The 16,377-nt window shown below is 23.9% G+C and carries 20 protein-coding genes; all 20 read right to left on the reverse strand.

Annotated features, from left to right (window positions below):
* On the reverse strand, positions 1–668 hold a 668-nt coding region (locus AWT72_RS05260; RefSeq protein WP_156413087.1), incomplete at its 3' end, for an AAA family ATPase.
* 133 nt (positions 669–801) lie between these two features.
* Entirely contained in the window at positions 802–1,044 is a 243-nt protein-coding gene (locus tag AWT72_RS05265; protein ID WP_067141907.1) for a DUF4911 domain-containing protein, read from the reverse strand.
* Positions 1,031–1,810: a 16S rRNA (adenine(1518)-N(6)/adenine(1519)-N(6))-dimethyltransferase RsmA gene (rsmA, locus tag AWT72_RS05270; protein ID WP_067141910.1), complete on the reverse strand. Its 780-nt coding sequence runs from the start codon at positions 1,808–1,810 to the stop codon at positions 1,031–1,033. The genes AWT72_RS05265 and rsmA overlap by 14 nt, the downstream gene beginning before the upstream one ends.
* Entirely contained in the window at positions 1,797–2,354 is a 558-nt protein-coding gene (gene hpt, locus AWT72_RS05275; RefSeq protein ID WP_067141913.1) for a hypoxanthine phosphoribosyltransferase, read from the reverse strand. Before hpt ends, rsmA begins: the two co-directional genes overlap by 14 nt.
* A 58-nt stretch (positions 2,355–2,412) precedes the next feature.
* Entirely contained in the window at positions 2,413–3,342 is a 930-nt protein-coding gene (locus AWT72_RS05280; RefSeq protein WP_067141915.1) for a DMT family transporter, read from the reverse strand.
* Positions 3,326–4,738 (reverse strand): DNA recombination protein RmuC, encoded by a 1,413-nt coding sequence (locus tag AWT72_RS05285; protein ID WP_067141918.1) that lies wholly within the window; start codon positions 4,736–4,738, stop codon positions 3,326–3,328. Before AWT72_RS05285 ends, AWT72_RS05280 begins: the two co-directional genes overlap by 17 nt.
* Before the next feature lie 69 nt (positions 4,739–4,807).
* A complete protein-coding gene (locus AWT72_RS05290; RefSeq protein ID WP_067141921.1) occupies positions 4,808–5,176 on the reverse strand; it encodes a hypothetical protein in 369 nt (122 codons plus the stop codon).
* A 37-nt stretch (positions 5,177–5,213) separates the two neighbouring features.
* A complete protein-coding gene (locus tag AWT72_RS05295; protein ID WP_067141924.1) occupies positions 5,214–5,417 on the reverse strand; it encodes a hypothetical protein in 204 nt (67 codons plus the stop codon).
* Positions 5,418–5,426: 9 nt separating this feature from the next.
* Positions 5,427–6,650, reverse strand: coding sequence for a murein hydrolase activator EnvC family protein (locus AWT72_RS05300; protein WP_067141927.1), 1,224 nt, complete (start codon positions 6,648–6,650; stop codon positions 5,427–5,429).
* Positions 6,640–7,545, reverse strand: coding sequence for a cell division protein FtsX (locus tag AWT72_RS05305; RefSeq protein WP_067141930.1), 906 nt, complete (start codon positions 7,543–7,545; stop codon positions 6,640–6,642). Before AWT72_RS05305 ends, AWT72_RS05300 begins: the two co-directional genes overlap by 11 nt.
* Positions 7,546–7,555: 10 nt before the next feature.
* On the reverse strand, positions 7,556–8,485 hold the full coding sequence (locus AWT72_RS05310) for a transketolase family protein (RefSeq protein WP_067141933.1): 930 nt from the start codon (positions 8,483–8,485) through the stop codon (positions 7,556–7,558).
* Between the two features lie 12 nt (positions 8,486–8,497).
* Entirely contained in the window at positions 8,498–9,307 is an 810-nt protein-coding gene (locus AWT72_RS05315) for a transketolase (RefSeq protein ID WP_067141936.1), read from the reverse strand.
* A gap of 65 nt (positions 9,308–9,372) precedes the next feature.
* The gene (locus AWT72_RS05320) at positions 9,373–10,692 is read right to left on the reverse strand and encodes an MFS transporter (protein WP_067141940.1); all 1,320 of its coding nucleotides are present in this window, start codon (positions 10,690–10,692) and stop codon (positions 9,373–9,375) included.
* A complete protein-coding gene (locus tag AWT72_RS05325; protein ID WP_067141944.1) occupies positions 10,692–11,588 on the reverse strand; it encodes an alpha/beta hydrolase in 897 nt (298 codons plus the stop codon). The genes AWT72_RS05320 and AWT72_RS05325 overlap by 1 nt, the downstream gene beginning before the upstream one ends.
* A gap of 2 nt (positions 11,589–11,590) precedes the next feature.
* Complete coding sequence (locus AWT72_RS05330; protein WP_067141947.1) at positions 11,591–12,664, reverse strand: nucleotidyltransferase family protein; 1,074 nt, start codon at positions 12,662–12,664, stop codon at positions 11,591–11,593.
* A gap of 678 nt (positions 12,665–13,342) precedes the next feature.
* Positions 13,343–14,662 (reverse strand): S41 family peptidase, encoded by a 1,320-nt coding sequence (locus AWT72_RS05335; RefSeq protein ID WP_067141949.1) that lies wholly within the window; start codon positions 14,660–14,662, stop codon positions 13,343–13,345.
* A 526-nt stretch (positions 14,663–15,188) separates the two neighbouring features.
* The gene (locus tag AWT72_RS05340; protein WP_067141952.1) at positions 15,189–15,386 is read right to left on the reverse strand and encodes a hypothetical protein; all 198 of its coding nucleotides are present in this window, start codon (positions 15,384–15,386) and stop codon (positions 15,189–15,191) included.
* A gap of 79 nt (positions 15,387–15,465) precedes the next feature.
* The gene (locus tag AWT72_RS10080) at positions 15,466–15,600 is read right to left on the reverse strand and encodes a hypothetical protein (RefSeq protein ID WP_306765427.1); all 135 of its coding nucleotides are present in this window, start codon (positions 15,598–15,600) and stop codon (positions 15,466–15,468) included.
* A gap of 204 nt (positions 15,601–15,804) precedes the next feature.
* Positions 15,805–16,002 (reverse strand): hypothetical protein, encoded by a 198-nt coding sequence (locus AWT72_RS05345; protein WP_067141955.1) that lies wholly within the window; start codon positions 16,000–16,002, stop codon positions 15,805–15,807.
* A 113-nt stretch (positions 16,003–16,115) separates the two neighbouring features.
* The gene (locus AWT72_RS09485; protein ID WP_156413088.1) at positions 16,116–16,268 is read right to left on the reverse strand and encodes a bacteriocin; all 153 of its coding nucleotides are present in this window, start codon (positions 16,266–16,268) and stop codon (positions 16,116–16,118) included.
* Positions 16,269–16,377: the final 109 nt, after the last annotated feature.

Below are 16,377 nucleotides of genomic sequence, written 5' to 3' on the forward strand. Positions count from 1 at the left end.
GTTAATTCTGTTATTCCTACTAATACTGCAAAATGTAAATCAGGATTACCTTTTAAAGCTGTACCAAATAAAGTTCTAAAAAAAGATATTACTTCTGGCAATTCATCTTTATCAAGCATATCTATTACAAAACTATCGTACTCATCTATTAACAATATGGGTTTAATACCTTCTACTTCATGTATTGCCTTTGTTAATAACTGAAGTGATTTATCTAATTCAAATGCTTTTTCTCTTTTTTCTAATATATTTAATATTTTACTTTTAACTGCAAGAGAAATTTTTTCATCTTTTAATTCATAAAAATAGTCTAGTAAAAGGTCTTGTATTGCATATCTAACACTATCTAAATTTTTTGCTTCTCTATTTTTAAAATCAAGGTGTATTACTGGTCTTGTTCCTATATATTTCATTTTTTCTGTTTTGGCTATCTTTTTATCACTAAAAAATTCTAGTGCCTTTTCTTTTTTATTTTTATTAAAGAAAAAGTTTATTGTATCTAATCCAAGTGTCTTACCAAATCTACGGGGTCTACATATTAATACTGTTTCATTTATTGGGTCTCCGTAATTATTTATTAATTTATCTATAAGCATTGTTTTATCTACATAAAAAGTCTCTTTACGAATACTTCCTATACTAAAACTTGTCTTAAATTCTATATTCATAATACCACCCTTTCTTTTATATATTATATTCTCTATTCATATATATTTCAAGTACAAAAAAAGCCGGAGATAAAAGAACATGTTCTTTCTATAATTCTCTGACTTTAAATATTATTCCTACACTCTTTTAATTTTATATTTCCCCTTGCCAAACTTCTTTTGAAATAACTTCAATATCAACATTTAAAGTTTGTCTTATTTTTTCTAACATGTTATCAATATCATCTAAAAAATATGAATTAGTTAGTATTTTTATAAGTGCTTTATGGCTATCTATGGTTCTAACATTTCCTATACCTTCATATGCTTCTGTTATCTTATTTATTATATCTATATCTTTTCTACCTATTTTTAAAATATACTCATAGTCTATCATAATCTAAATCCTTTATTAATTTTATAAATTCTTCTATACTCAATTCTTCTGCTCTTTTCATAGAACTACCAAGAGACTTTTCAAGTTGCTCTTTTGTTACTCCTAAACCTTTTAAATTATTAGATAAAGTTTTCCTTTTACTTGAAAATGCTTGATTTATGAACTTAAAATATATTTTAGAATCTATCATATTTTCATATTTTTTATCTTTTCTAATTTTAAGCGATATAAATGCAGAATCTACCTTAGGTATTGGAGTAAAATATGTATTCTTAACAGTGAACAGATATTTAGGTTCTGTATAAAATCTTATAAAATGAGTAAATGTACTAACATCTTTTGATGAATAATCACTACAAATTCTATTGGCAACTTCTTTTTGGACCATTATAAATATTTCATCTATTTTATCTCTATTATTTATTAATTTTTCAACTATTGGGCTAGTAATATAATAAGGTATATTAGCAACTACTTTTAAATTATTTCCCCTAATATCTGCTTCCATGAAATCCTGATTTACCAAATCAAAATTTGGGTAATTATGAAACTTTTTTTCTAAATAAGGAATTAAATCAGTATCAATTTCATAGCAAGTAAGATGCTTAGAATTTTCTAAAAGCATTTTAGTTAAAAAACCATGACCAGGTCCTATTTCTAAAACTTCTTCTCCATTTAAATTTATAACTTCTTTTATCATTTCCAAGACTTCTGAACTATCTAAAAAGTTTTGCCCATATTTTTTTTTATGACTATATTTCTTCATTATTTATATCCAAAACACAAATATATGGTATATTTCTGTATTCTTGCTTATAATCTAAACCATAACCAGAAACAAATTCATCAGGTATATCAAATCCAATATATTGGACATCTACATCTGCTTCTCTTCTTTCTTTTTTATTAAGTAATGTGCATAATATTACATTTTTAGGTCCTCTTTTACCTATCATTTGTAATATTTTCTTTAATGTTAAGCCTGAATCTATTATATCTTCAACAACTAATACATTTTTACCTCTTACACTATGTTCTAAATCTTTTATTATTTTTATGTCTCTTGTATTTTCAAAGCCATCTCCATAACTTGATACTTCCATAAAATCCATAGATAAAGGCAATTTTATTTCTCTAACTAAATCAGCCATAAATATTACAGACCCTTTTAATATACCTACTACCACTAAATCAGCAGTATCATCTTTTAAATCATTAGTTATTTGAGCCCCTAATTCTTTTACTCTTGTTTGTATTTGCTCATTTGAAATTAATGTTTTAGTTATGTACTTTTCCCAATTTTTCATCATTTTTACCAACTCCATTACTTTTTTTATTTTATATTATATCAAAAACATACTTAAATTGCTACTTATTATTATTTTTATTCAAATATATTATACTAATTATAAGTATTGCAGAAAATATTAATTGAATAGGACTTAATATTCTCTTATATACCAATGCTTCTATTATTACTGAACTTAAAGGGTATGCTAATTCAGATATAGTTGCATAACTAGCCTTTGTTGTTATCATTCCCTTGTAATACACCGTAAGAGAAGTTAAACTAAATAATGCTATTATAAATGTTAACTTATATAAATCAGGGCTAGATATATATTGTCTTAATGATACTATACTTCCACTTGAAAAAATTAATATAGAAAAACTTATTATAGTAGTAAAAAGATATCTATAAAAAACTGTAGTCAAAAAACTATGATTACTTACTATTTTTTTACTAAATACAGTTGAACTCCCAAATGAAAAAGCTGCTATTAATGAATACATTGCTGCTCTTAAATTATTTTCTTCTAGTAATTTCGGACTATTTAATCCAAATATAAGGAAATATAAGGATATTAATGATACCGCTAAAACTATATAAAATCTTTTATTTGGTTTTTCCTTTAATAATGTGTATGCCAATATTATGGCAAATATAGGCTGAGTTTTTTGTATTAAAGTTACTAAGCTTAAACTAAATTGACTTAACATTAATGCTTTTACTATTGCTAAAGTTCCAAGTGTTCCACCAAAAAGAGCTATTAAAAAATAATAAATAAAGTCATCTTTTTTAAATTCTTTAATTTTTTTATATTGTCCTGTAAATAATATTGATAAAACAACTAATGGTACTAAATGCGATATAAATACTATAAATTTTACATTATAAAATCCTAGTGCAAAATACCTTGGTGTTAATAATACACCATCTAGTCCCCATAAAAATGCTGCAAATGATATTAATATCCAACCATAACCTAATGTTGCTGTACTACAATTCTTTTTCATTAATTTGCTCCGTTTCTACCATTCTTTTTATTGTGTCAAATTTTTTATTTATTTTATCAGTTGTAATTCTAACATCACTAAAATCTTTTTCTAATTTTGAAAAATCATTTTGTAATTTATTCCATCTTTCTTCATATCTATTAAATTCAATAGAAAAGTCATTTAATTGTGTTAAAATCTGTTCTGCACTTTTATTTTTCTTATAATTTAGTGTTGCTAATTGCATAGTTGCTATATATATCATTAAATTTGTCTGGGATGCTACCCAAACCTTTTTATCATACGCGTAATTTAATATTTCTTCAAAATTGCTATATATTTCCATAAATATTGCTTCACTAGGTAAAAACATTATAGCAGTATTTAAAGTTTCACCTTCTATTATATATTTAGATGATATTGCATCTATATGATTTTTGACGTCTATTATAAAGTTTTTTCTGCTTTCTGCATTTTCCATATATTTTAAATAATTTTCCAAAGGGAATTTAGAATCTATACATACCTTTGTTAATTTATCATCTATATATACAACAGAATCTGCTATTTTACCATTACTTAATTTGTACTGCATAGAGTATAGACCACTACTACCATATACATAATTTAATACCTGCTCTAATCTTGTTTCTCCAAAGTTACCACGCGATTTTTTATCAGTCAGTATAGCCTGTAATCCCATAATGTCATTAGATAATTTCAAAATATTTTTCTGGGCTTCATCCATTTTAGCAAGTCTTTCTAAAACCGAATTAAAAGTATCAGTTGAAGTTTTAAATCCTGATTTTAAAATATTCTCAACTTTTGTTCCTAATTCTAATAAATCCTTCGCAATATTTTCTTTTACACTTTCTTTAAAAGTTACTATACCGTCTTTGATATCTTTATCTAGCATATTACTTGATTTAAGTTTTTCTTCAACTTTTTTAGTTAATTCATCTATATTTTTATATATTCCATCTTTAATATCAAATTTAAAATCAGTAATACTTTTAGTATTACCTTCAAGTTTAACATCAATTTTAGATATTAACTCATCAATGTTCTTATCTATTCCTTCTTTTAAAGTATCTTTGAAAACTAGCATTGATTTTGTTGAATTATTTGATATCTCATTATTTTCAACTAATTTCTTATCTACTTTATCAATCAAATCAAATATATTTTTTTCTACACTATTTTTTAAATTATCTTTAAAATCTATAATATCTTTAGAAATATTATTTTTATTTTCATACATAAGTCTAGTTATATCTTCTTTTGTATCATTATTTTTTTCTATCATTTTTTCTATAATTTCATGTTTAAAATCTCTATTATCTTTATTTTTCATAAGGAAAATTAGGTAACAAACTAAAATTATTAAAATAACTAGTAGTACATACAATATATCCACGCATTGCCTCCATTTAAAATTTTAAGATATATTTATAAAAAAGTGATATTTAAAATATCACTTAATTAATTATTTGAAAAAATGTCCTGTTTCTCCATTTTGACTTTTTTCAATTAAATATTGAAGTAATTCTTTTGAATGATTTTCTATAACAGAATCATCAAATATTGTTTGGCTAAATATATCTTCCCCTGAAGTTATACTTCTTTTAAACGTTATTATTTGATCTCTTAATTTTTTATCTCCAAAAACCCTACTTCTACCGTTAGAGTCTTTTATATCAAAGTTAACACTAACTATATTATTATTACTTACTATTATATTCATTACATATATAGTATCATTAGATATATTTTCTTCTACTTCATATTTTCCATTTTCTAATGAAAATGTCAACATTGAAATTGTTAAAAATAACATCATTATTAGTTTTTTCATTTTTATCACCTACCATGATTGTAGCATGTTCTTGAATTTATTTCAAATTTTCTAATTCATCAACATATTCCATATACTCTTTTTTGCTTTTTAAGTGTATAATTAATTTAATTATTAAGAATATAACTCCTATTACTATTAATATATTTCCTAATATAAAATTTAATTTTGAAACTTCTGTAAAATATATGAAATATATCAATACTGCATATCCTATTAAATTTATTATTAATGATAACATATTTAACTCCTATAAATACCTAAGCGGATCAACCAAATTTACACCTTTTCTTGTTTCAAAATATAAATTAGTTTCTTTTGTTGCTGAATCTCTACCCAATGTTCCTATAGATTGTCCTTTTTTTACATTATCTCTTTTTTTGACTCTTACACTTGCTAAATTTCCATATACAGTTATTATTCCAGCATGATCTATAATTACTATTCCACCTAAACTTCCAAGTTTACCTGCATGTAATACTGTTCCTGTATCAGCTGCTTTTACATTCTGTCCAAGTTTTCCTCTAATTTCAATACCATTACTTTTTAAACCTTTAACTTTTTCTTGTCTAAATCTTACTACTACTCTTCCATTAATAGGCATTGATAATCTTCCAGTTCCTTTAATTACTACTATTGGATCTTCTTTGCCTCCACTACTTGCTTTCTTTTTTTGATTTTGAGCAATTATTGCTTGTATTTGTGCTTCTAAATTACGTTTTTCTCTTATAAGTTTACTAATTTTAGATTGTAATTTTTTATTTTCATGGCCTAAATTAGATTGTATTTTTTTCAGTTGTGCAACTTTTCTGTCTTTTTCTATTTTAGCAATTTTTAATTCTTTTCTCTTATTTTCAAGTTGTATTCTTGCCTTTTTTACATTAGAGGCTTCAACTAAATTTTTCTTTTTAATAACTTCAACTTTTTGTTTATTTTTTTCAACATGAGTTTTATAATACTCTATACCCTGTATTTTAGACACTTGAAGTGCTAATATTTTCTTCTCATCTTGTTTTTTCTTAGCATCACGAACTCTTTCAAAACTTTTATCTTTTTCTATTACTCTTGAACGTCTTACTTTATCAAGTGCTATTATTTTATTAGAATATTCTGTTTTATTGTATTCTATTTTTTCATTACTATCATTTATTTTCTTAATATTATCTCTTATTTCGCTATCATTTTTACCTATATCTTTTAAAATCTTTATATATTTTGATTCTAAAACTCTATATTCTTTTTGTAGTCTATCTATTTTATAATTAAGATTATTTATCTCTCTTTTTACTTGTTTTTCTGTTTTTTTCGCCACATAAATTTGATTTTTATTTTTCTTTATCTTGCTACTATTAGCATTTACTTGTCTATTAATCTGATTTATTCTATTTTTATTTTTATCTATTCGATTATCAGCGAATATATAATTAGTTAGCCCTAAAATCAAAATAAATAATCCTATTTTTTTAATTTTCATCTACTTCCACTTCCAAATCTACTTCTTCTAAATTTATATCACCAGTATAATTTTTAAAATACTTGTTCATAGAAAAATAGTTTATGAAATATGATATTACTATTGATAATACTAGTATTATTAATAATGCTCCTATTTCAGAAAATGTAAATCTTGTTGTTTTATAATCTTTTATTAATGAATTTATACTTTGCACAAGTTTAGTTTTTATAATTAAATATGTTATAAATGCTATACCAAATGACCCTAATACTGCTACTACACTTTCAACAAAAAATACTTTTTTTAATTCTTTAACGCTCTTACCTGAACGCAAACTTTCGTGTATTTCATTTTTCTTAGATATAATAGAAAATCTAATAATATTATATATCATAAGTATAGTTAATAAAGAAACAATTATAGTTGCATTTATACTTATTCTTTCTGCAACATTGTTAAACTTTATACCTTCTTCTATCGCCTTTGTTCTAAAATCAAATGAATCAATTTCTTTCATGTTTATTAAACTGTTTTTTAATTTTTCTAAATTAACATCTTTTTTCAAGTAAACATAAAATGCATCTTCCAAAGGATTTTCATTTTCAGATACTGTCATACCCAATTCTAACATTACAGCCTTTAATGCTAATTCTTTTGATTCATATCTTAATGAATTTACTCCTGGTAATTCAATTAATTTTTTACTTATTTCTTTTTTTTGCTCTTCTTCTAAATCTTTTAAATATACTATAATTTGATTTCTGTTTTCTTTTTCAGTCCTATATTCTTTTAAACTCAAAATACCGAAAACCGAAATAAATGTTAGCATAAAAACTATTGCTAGTGTTATAACTGCAGATATAAAAGAGTTTAAATCTACTATTAATTTATTGTTTTTAATTCCTAATTTCATATTATCTCCTTTATTTGTAATTATCTAACACTACTTTTGCTATATCTTTACCTCTTAATTCGTATTTATCTAACATTAGATTTCCTTCTCCACTTTGACCAAATCTATCATAAATTCCATGTTTTATAACCTTTGTAGGTTTAACTTCTGATAAATATTCTGAAACGGCAGAACCTAATCCACCAATTACTGTATGTTCTTCTGATGTAACAATAAACTTACATTCATTTGCAGCTTTTAAAACTGTTTTTTCATCTAATGGTTTTATTGTTGACATATTTATTACTCTTGCACTTATTCCTTTTTCTTCTAAAATTTTAGCTGCTTCCATTGCTTCTGAAACCATAAGTCCAGTTGCTATTATTGCAATATCACTACCTTCTTTTAATGTAGCTGCTTTTCCTATTTCAAAATTATAATTTTCATCAAATAATTTAGGAACTGCTAATCTACCAAGTCTAATATACATAGGCCCTTCATATTTTGCTGCTTCTAATATCATTTGTCTAGTTTCTACTGCATCAGCTGGTGATAATACTACCATACCTGGTAATGTTCTCATTAATGCTAAATCTTCTATTGATTGATGCGAACCACCATCTTCTCCTACTGATACGCCTGAATGTGTAGGACAAATTTTAACATTTAAATGTGGATAAGCTATACTATTTCTTATCTGTTCAAATCCACGACCTGCTGCAAATATTGCAAATGTAGATACAAAAGGGATTTTTCCAGTTGTTGCTATTCCTGCTGCTGTTGCCATCATATCAGCCTCTGCTATTCCCATATTAATATGTCTATTAGGGAATTCTTTTTGGAAAAATGTTGTCATAGTTGATTTAGTTAAATCTGCATCTAATACTACTATGTCATTATTTATTTTACCTAACTCTACTAATGCTTCTCCAAAAGCGTGTCTTGTTGCTTTTTTTTCCATTATAAATACCTCCTAATTTAATTCTTTCATTGCTTTTTCAAATTCTTCTTTGTTTGGTGCTTTACCATGCCAACCTGCTTCATTTTCCATAAATGAAACTCCCTTACCTTTTACGGTTTTACAAACTATTGCAGTTGGTTTTCCTTTTGTTTCTTTTGCTACTTTTAAAGCATTTTTTATTTCATCTAAATTATGTCCATCTATTTCTAATACATTCCAACCAAATGAACTAAATTTATCTTTTATAGATAATAAATTCATAACTTTTACTACTTCACCATCAATTTGTAATCCATTTGCATCAATAAATGCCACTAAATTATCTAACTTATAATGTGCTGCTGTCATTGCTGCTTCATAACATTGACCTTCTTGTAATTCTCCATCACCCATAATTGTATAAACTCTATATGGTTTATCAAACATTTTACCTGATATAGCCATACCATTTGCTGCTGATAATCCTTGTCCTAAAGATCCTGTTGACATTTCTATACTATCTAATTTTTTAAGATCTGGGTGTCCCTGTAAAGGAGAGCCAAATTTTCTAAGTTCTGTTATTAATTTTTTATCTATAAATCCTTTTTCCATTAATGTTGCATATAAAGCTGGAGCTGCATGTCCTTTACTTAATACCAATCTGTCTCTATTTTCCATCTTAGGATTTTTTGTATCTACATTCATTTCATCAAAATATAATACTGTTAGTATGTCTGCTATTGATAAAGAACCTCCTGGGTGTCCTGATTTTGCATGATATATCATTTCAATTATATCTTTTCTAATTTCTTTTGAAATTTCTAATAATTGCTTATTTTCCATTATTCCTCCTATTTTTTTCATTTATATATAATTATATCATATTTTTAATTTTAATTCATTAGCCTTTAATTTTTTTCTTTTTTTAGTGAATAAAATACAATAGATAAAACAAATAACACTATTGCTAATGTAAGTGCAAGTATAGTTCCTTCTTTTGTGGTATTAACTTTTCCTTGGGCATCTGGGACTGCATTATAAATAGAAGCATATATAGTAATTATAGCCTTTGTCATAAATGCTAATTTTAAGAAAAATCCTTGTATTCCAAATAGTAAACCTTCAACTGATAATTTACTTTCTTTTACTATGTCATTTGCTATCTCAGATAACATTGCTGGTGGGAATATAAATCCTGCACCACTAATTCCTGCTCCTATCACAAATACCGAAGTATTTACTAACCACATTGAATTTGATAAAGTCATCATTCCAATAACACCTGTTATTATCATAATTAAATTTAAAATCATTATTTTCTTAAATCCAAATTTTTTAGTTAATATATTAGTTATAGGGAAAAATATAGCTGATGCTATAAATAGTAATGTAGATAAAAAACTTGTTACTTTTGTACCTTCATCTAATATTGAACTTACATAATAACTAAGTGAAGTTTGTATAACATTAAATCCTGTAAAGAAACAAAATAACCCTAAGAAGTATAAAATAACATCTTTTCTATATAAATATTTAATAGTTTTTCTAAAACTTATTTTTTCCTCTTTTTCATTTTGTTTAGTTAACTCTTTTTCTTTTAAAAATAAAGCACATACATATATACCTATTACTGCAACTATAGCAAAAGGTATTACCATTTTTTGAAATCCCTCAACAGAATATTCTGTACCCAATGGTGAAAATTTTGCTATTAAAAGCCCTGATAATACCATAGGTAATGCTGAAAAGATTAATCTAAATACTGACTGTACTGTTGATAAATTTATTCTTTCTTCCTTAGTTTTAGATAAATCTGCAACCAATGAATTATATGGTCCACCTACTAATGTATAAGAAATAAAGAAAACTGTTCCCACTAATACAAAATGTGTAAATGTAGCATTTAAACTAGTTGTAGGGGGATAAAAGAATAGTACTGTTGATATGGCAAGTGGTAGACCACCTAAAATCATGAAAAATGACCTTTTCCCAAATCTTGATTTACTATTATCTGATAAATACCCTACAACAGGATCTGCTATTGCATCAATAAATCTAATTATAACATAACCTAACGTTAATAAATATGGTGTTAAAAGTGGATTTAATCCAGATTCTTTTGATGGTAAATAGAAAAAATTTATCCATTGAACGAATACTCTATCTAACATAAAATATGATACTCCTAAACCATATATCATATATGTTCTTTTACTTAATTTATTCATTATATCTCCTTTTCCAAAAAGTCATTTATAGCCTTTGTATATTCTTGTTTATATTGCAAATATATTCTGACGTGTTGACCTTTTCTAAATGCTTTGAATTTTGTTTTTCTTAAAGCATTTTCTCCCAAATTTTCATACTCTTCTTTCATAAATTCAAATGGTGTAGTCATATCTTTTTCTGATTGTAATATTAATGTTGGAACTACTCCTAATAATTTTGAAAGTTTTAAATCATCTAAATTGTTATCTATTATTTTATCTAATTTTTTTAAAACTATCATATTAATAATATATGGTACTTTAATACCAAATACATAAGCATTTCTAAGTATTATTTTACGAACGTTAGAAACTGGACTATCTAAAATTAGTTTTTCTACAACTATATTTTTTTCTTTTAAATCCTTTTCATAAAAATATAGCATAGCCGCTGCTCCCATAGCCCCTTGTGAAAATCCATATAATATAAAGTTATTATAATTAAAAGTCTTATTTAAATATAATACTGTGCTGTATATATCTTTAGAAAAATAATACCCAAAAGCAGTTTTTGCTATATCTGATCTACCTGAATTTCTTAAATCAGGTATAAAAATATTATACTCTTCACTCAAAGTCATGTCTAAAAAAAGTTGTAAAAATTTCAAGCAAAATATTCTATTACTATTTCTACCATGTAAAAAAATCATAGTCTTTTTTGCATTAGGTTTTTTAATAATCCAACCATATAGATTAAGACCATCAATAGATTTATACTCTATTTCTTCATATTCCATGTTAAAAACCTTAGGAGAATATCTCCCTGCTATCATTCTATTTTTACTTTTCATCACGTCTTTTAAAGCTTTTTCTAAACTTTTTCTTGGATATTTTTGTATTTTATCTAAAAATATCATTATTATTTCTCCTTGTATATAGAATTATAATTATCATATTTATCAACTAAATACTCATATAATAGTTTATACTTAATATTTTCATTTATATCTTTAAAATTAACCTTAGCAAAATCTAAATTTTTCACATATTTCGAACCTTTTTGATTTATACCCAAAATTTTAATTTCACTTATTTCACTTTTTTTTATATTATCCATATACTCTTTAGATATATCTAATACTACATTTAACATTAGTCTTTTAATTCTGTTTATAGATATATGTCTACTTGCCATTTCATTTATGAAATCATTATAATTATATACTATTTTTAATCTTTTTAAAATATAATTTTTTAAATCTTGTGTCATATCATAGATATTATCTATATTTTTAGTTAATGCTATATACTTAAATAGAGAAAAAAGTTTTTCTTCATAGCCCATTACATAACTATATTTAGCATTATATGGTACTAAACTAGATATATCTTCCTTATTTTTTATCATTTCTCTAATTCTAGTTGCTGATGCTATTCCAGATACTATATCACTATCATTGTAATCTACATTTTTTCTTTCAATAATGTATGGCTTAATATCTAAATTATAACCCTTTATTGCCCTAATATATTCCATTGCCAAAATATTGTTGGATTTATATAAATCAGTCCCTTTTAAAACCATACTACAAGCCTTATTATATGAATACCCTTTTGAAGTATATTCAACTATTTTATCATCTACAAGCAATTCACTCATCTTAATAATTTCAGATATATTAGAAGTTTCTGCTCCAAAAACTTGTATATCTACACTTAATTTAGAAAGTATTCTAGTAGAATACGAACAATAAATCTCAGCATTTTGAAAACTAATATATGGTGGAATTTCTACCACTATATCATAGCCCATATCTAATGCTATATTAGTTCTATCTAACACATTTAATATACTAAGTTCTCCCCTTTGTACAAAATCAGATGATATTAGTGCAATTTTTAAATCAGGATTTATTCTTTTATTTATTTCATCTAACTGATACTTATGCCCATTATGAAATGGATTAAACTCAGCCACTACTCCTACTATCATATATCACCTACCTTTACTATATATTATATTATCTATTAGTAATTATTTCAAGTTTTTAAAAAATTAGAAAAAACATAATAATATTGTATTGACATTTGAAAGTTTAAGAGTATAATGTACTAGAAATTATGCGAATTTGAAAAATAAAATATTAAAAATAAAATTTTTAAAATAGGGAGATGACAAAAATGATTTCAAAATACAAAAAACTTATCTTACTATTTTTTCTCACTCTTATTTTAGTCAGTATTTTAAATTTTATATGGTTAAAATTAAATTTACAATATAATTTTATAAAATCAATGTTAGTAGGAATAGGTATAGTGATTATAGCGAAAATAATAGGATATAAATTATATTAGTGAAAATTGATTAAAAAAGGAGTCAAAATGAATAAAAAAACATTGTTAATGCAGGTATTATAGGTGCATTAGCAGGTATATTTTCAACTGCTTTAGAAAGATATGGTATAAGTTATACTTATAAAATCCTAATCTTGTTTATTTCATTAAGTATTATAAGTTATTATTTAAATAAAATAAATAAATAAATAAGAATAATTATAAAATTAAAATAAATTAAAATAGAATTATTTTTATATCAATAAACATAACTCTATTTTTTTATTCAAATGATATTAGTGAAATTTTTAAATTATTCTTTAACAATCTCATTATATTATTTTCTTTTTTTAATAAATCTATCTAATTTTTCAAATATTTTTTCATCATTAGGGTCTAACCAAATATCAGGTTCTACTCCTATATATTCCTTTGCTTTATCTATGGTTTCATGATAAAAATAACTCATATTTACACCAATCTTTGAATTGGGTAATAACCAGGTAATTTCAGACATATTTCCAGAAATTGCTCCAGCTGTTGATACACCTAGAATTATAACATTTTTATAGTCTACTAATTTTAAAATTATACTTATAATTTCTGGAGCAGAAGAAGTTTCTCTGTCAACTAATATGTATATCTTATTTTTATTTTTTTTATATACCTTATTAAGCATAGTTTTGCCTTCTATTTTTTTCCATGATAAATCAATATAATTAAGTGCAAATTTTTTCATTCCCTTATTTATGGCTTCTTCCATATTATAATAATATTTACTTAATATATTATTAAATGTTGAAGTATATCCTCCTTTATTTCCTCTAAAATCTATTACTAAATCCTTTTCTTTTATCTTGTCTAAATATTTTTCGTAATAATTTATATCTTTACCCTTAAAACTTCTAGCACGAATTATATAATAATTTCTATATTCTTCAAATTCATTTTTATTCATTTTAAAATTAATACTGTTAATTTTTTGTAATGTATATTCTAAAAATTTCCCATCTTTTAATTTTAAATTTAATTTAATATTTTTATCATCAATATTACTGTTTGCAACAATTGTATACCTAATGTTACCTTTTTTATCTAAAGTATATTTAATATATTTTTCTCTATCTTCTTTTGAAATTTTATCTAACAATTTATTATCTACATATTTATCATACTTATAATAATAATAATAATTTTTATTAATATCATTATATCCAAATACTTTAAAATGGATATCTTCAATCACTTTTAAATTATTTAATATTATTTTCGATAATTCAAACGAACCTATTTCATCTTTTCTATTTAAAATTTTTAATATTTCATTTTTTGCTTTAGAAAAAGTAGCATCTCCACCGAATTTATCATAATATGGATACCTAGTTTTTAATAAATACATAAAAACTTCAATGTCTTCAATGGCTTTTTCTGTTGATATCTCAACATTTGCTACAGTATTACCAAATTCCCAATTCCTTTTTACAATATTTTCATACTCAGCATTACTTCTCGCTTTTCTATCAAAAATATATTCTTTTTCTTTTACAATATTAAATTTATTTGGAATAAACTCTATATCTTTAGTCTTAAATTTAAAACTAATGAAAAGAAAAAAAGCAACACTAAATACAAAAATTAAAAATTTCTTAATACTCATAAGCACAAATACCTTTTTTTAAACTACCATTACTATATTTCACTATATATGAATCATAAAATCCCATAAGTCAACTACCCCCATTAATTCTTTATTATTTAATATTTCTATCTCGACATATTATAACACTATTTTAAATAAATATAAATTTTTTAATTAATTTGTGTATACACCAAAATAAAAATCATATTTTAAAAATGACTTAAATTTTTATTAATTCTTTTTTATATTATTTACCAAATAATCCGTCATGAAATCCTCTACCAAATTCTAAACCAATATATGAACCAATAATTACACCTATATTACCACCATTTATTTCCATGAATTCTTTTTCATTAATTATTTCTTTATATATTTTTTACTCATATCTAACAAATATACCGCTGCATCATGTTAAAAATAACTACAACGGTATAATAAAATTATATTTATTATGCTATATCTTTCTCGGTTATAATAATTACAATTAATATTTATATAATTACAATCATAATGTTAATTATTCTACAATCTATAAATTATGTTATTTAATAAATCGTAATTTATCATTTAAATTAAAAATAATAATTAAAGTAACAGCCAAAGTAAGAAAAGCCAAAACTATAATATCATTTTTAGGTATAGCAACTTCTTTTACAAATTTTAAATATAAAACAACTATATCAGAAATTAACATTGCAAAATAACCAAAATATAACATATTTTTTGTTGTTGTTATCATACTTTACTAGGTAAAAAATTACCATAACCTCCTTATAATTTGAATAATAATTATGCTGTTTTTATAACTCTAATTAAAACTACCAACGTCTCCAAATTCGTATTGCTCCTATTGTTTTACGAATAAAACTAATACCTCCACTAATATTAATATCAGTACAACCACCACCATTTATTTTCATTAATTCTTTTTCATTATTTATTTCTTTATACATTTTATTACCTCTCTCTAATTAATATATTATAACAAATATACCGTTGCATCATTGCCAAAAATAATTACAACGGTATAATATTCATTAATTAATTTATATTTATTGTACTATATTTTCCTATCGTGAATAATCACATTTAACCTTTATATAATTTAGTTATGATATATAAATTGTTTCAGAAATATAATTATACTATTAATAAAATTATACATCTAATTTAACAGTACTAGTTAAAATAGGAATAACAATTAAAGTTAAAGATATAGTTCCCATAATTAAAGTATTAACATAGTCTTTAGATATATCAATTCCTTTTACAAATCTTAAATATAAAACAACTATATCAGTAAGTAGCACTGCAAAATAACTAAAATATAGCACATGTTTCGCTGTTATTACCATACTTTACTAGGCGAAAAATCACCATAACCCCCTTATAATATAAATTTTATAAAACTTCAGTATTTTTCTTATCAATTCATTTCTAATTAGAATAATATACTTATACATTTATTTTAATGTGTCCATTTTTTTATCATCGTACCAATACCTTTTCCAACTACAAAACCACCAACAAAAATACCAATTCCAGTTGCAACCATTGTTCCCGTAATAACAAATCCACCATTTATTTCCATTAATTCTTTTTCATTAATTTCTTTTATCATTTTATTACCTTCTCCCTAATCAAAATTTATATGAATTTTTCAAAGAAAACAATATAACATTAAATAATGTATATACATTTTATAACTACAATTGTTTTCTTTTTATATT

This window comes from Oceanivirga salmonicida (genome assembly GCF_001517915.1).
In the GTDB taxonomy this organism is placed as follows: Bacteria; Fusobacteriota; Fusobacteriia; order Fusobacteriales; family Leptotrichiaceae; genus Oceanivirga; species Oceanivirga salmonicida.